The sequence below is a fragment of the Mesorhizobium wenxiniae genome, from assembly GCF_002284535.1.
Taxonomy (GTDB): Bacteria; Pseudomonadota; Alphaproteobacteria; order Rhizobiales; family Rhizobiaceae; genus Mesorhizobium; species Mesorhizobium wenxiniae.
Window position 1 is genome coordinate 1 of the sequence record NZ_NPKH01000006.1, and the last position, 1788, is coordinate 1788.

Here is a 1788-nt window from a genome sequence, read left to right on the forward strand (position 1 = left end):
AATCCAGCCAGCATCTTGAATCACAAATCAGACCAATCCGGAATCCCTTTCGATTCCGTCAAAGCGTGACCCGCTCTAGTCCGGTTTCGGTCGCCGGCAAGAACACGCAGTCGGTCTATGTGCGCCTCAAGGAGGGCATAGATGCCCACTGCGATCGTGCAAGGGCGGCGGGAGCCGAGATCGTCCAGGAGCCTGCTGACCAATTCTACGGTGAACGGCAATACAGGGCGCGCGATCCTGAAGGTCACGTCTGGACCTTTTCCCAGACCGTACGCTCCGTTCCACGCGAGGAGGCTGAGCGGCTGGGCGATCTGCAGATTGAAGGCTGGCACGGCTAGCGTCTCGGTTCCCCGCACTCTTTCAATGTTTGCTTCGGGCCGTTGCGTCTAGCATTCGCGCTGGGAGGGCTGGTAATACCTGTTCGACTTTAAGCCACATGAGCGTGGTTATTCTGGATGTCCGATCTCGATTGGCTCCCGACCAGCCGGAAAAACCCACTTCGCGCAGCCTTCGATATTCAAGATTGTAGTCGTGCATCAGCGCATAATCTTCGATTCCGCGACCTTCCGCTACGGTGGGAGTGCTTCTGCAGCCAAAGCGCGAGACCCCGCTCAGGCCGCGAGTTTCCCGGGATTCGGGAGCTGCTTCACCATTCTGACGCAGGCAAAGCTGGTTTGACCCAGCAGTTTCAGTTCCATGGTTTGTTCCGTCCGATAGCCAAGTCGTTCGTAGAGAGGGACCCCGGACAGCGTGGCGGTCAGATGGAGCACTTGAATTCCGTGCTCGACGGCATCCTTTCCGTTCGCAGCATGATCTCGGAGGCGACACCGTGGCGCGTGGCGGCAGGATCAACGAACACACCTCGGACGGACGGCCACTCGGCATCGCGGCTGCCAAGCGCATCTGCATAGGCTGGTCTTAACCGAGTCCAGCCGCCACTGCCGAGGATCGCGCCGCGGTGGTCCTCGGCGACGAAGAAGTGCCCCTCCTCCACGATGGCGTCATCCATTGTCCCGAACTGGGTCAGGAAGTCCGCTATCTCAGCGGCTGCGTAGAAGTCGCCGCCGAGGACCCACATTGAGCGCTCCTGCATCGCCCGAATCGCCGGAATATCGACCGGGCGCGCTTGGCGGATGACGTAGCTGCGGATTCCTGTTGCCCGTGTCATGCCATGCCTCCCGCAATGATTCTCGCTTGCTGGCTGCGGTAAACGGTTTCGCTTTGTGCGTTTTGCCGCGCTATTTTCCGGCGCGGCGACTGGTCAATCCATGGAGAGACGCATGTCAACTATGGGAACGTTAGCCAAGTACGCCATGGCGGCCAATGCGATCAGAAGCGTGAGCGTCATCAACAGAACAGGCATCGCGAGTTTGCTCGCGCCCCTGCTGACTTTCGGCCACCAACGGCGGCTTGCTCGCAGGCGCTTGGCTGTCGGTTGCCTCCGAGACCGCGAATGTGGTCCCCGATCTGCCCAGGTCGATATCCTTCAAATGTCGATCCGAGAGCGCATGAACCGTGGAAAGGGTATCGGCCTGGTCAAGGCTCCGATGAAACTCATTCATTGGGCTTCTCTCTGTTATGCAAAGGTCGGAGAACATCATTTCGGATAGGCGCGGCTTGATTGGGCCGCGCCATCGTGAAAGCGGCCATCGTGAAACCGAAAGACTCCGAGATGGCGCTGCGCTCGCTTTAGCACGTGTTCCGGCTGCTAGAGCGGGTCACGCTTTGACGGAATCGAAAGGGATTCCGGATTGGTCTGATTTGTGATTCAAGATGCTGGCTGGATTG

3 protein-coding genes are annotated in these 1788 nt (G+C 58.9%); 1 reads left to right on the top strand and 2 read right to left on the bottom strand.

Going from position 1 to position 1788, the window contains the following annotated elements; translation table 11 throughout:
• The first annotated feature begins 65 nt into the window (after window positions 1–65).
• Window positions 66–338 carry a VOC family protein gene (locus CIT31_RS02125; RefSeq protein ID WP_425350550.1) on the top strand — a complete coding sequence of 91 codons (273 nt, stop codon included), beginning with the start codon at window positions 66–68 and terminating at the stop codon, window positions 336–338.
• Between the two features lie 419 nt (window positions 339–757).
• Here the strand turns inward: CIT31_RS02125 and CIT31_RS02130 are convergent, their stop codons facing one another.
• Both CIT31_RS02130 and CIT31_RS33725 read right to left on the bottom strand, forming a co-directional pair.
• Window positions 758–1168: a GNAT family N-acetyltransferase gene (locus CIT31_RS02130; protein ID WP_095517279.1), complete on the bottom strand. Its 411-nt coding sequence runs from the start codon at window positions 1166–1168 to the stop codon at window positions 758–760.
• Between the two features lie 130 nt (window positions 1169–1298).
• Complete coding sequence (locus CIT31_RS33725) at window positions 1299–1562, bottom strand: hypothetical protein (RefSeq protein WP_133116103.1); 264 nt, start codon at window positions 1560–1562, stop codon at window positions 1299–1301.
• Between the last annotated feature and the right edge of the window lie 226 nt (window positions 1563–1788).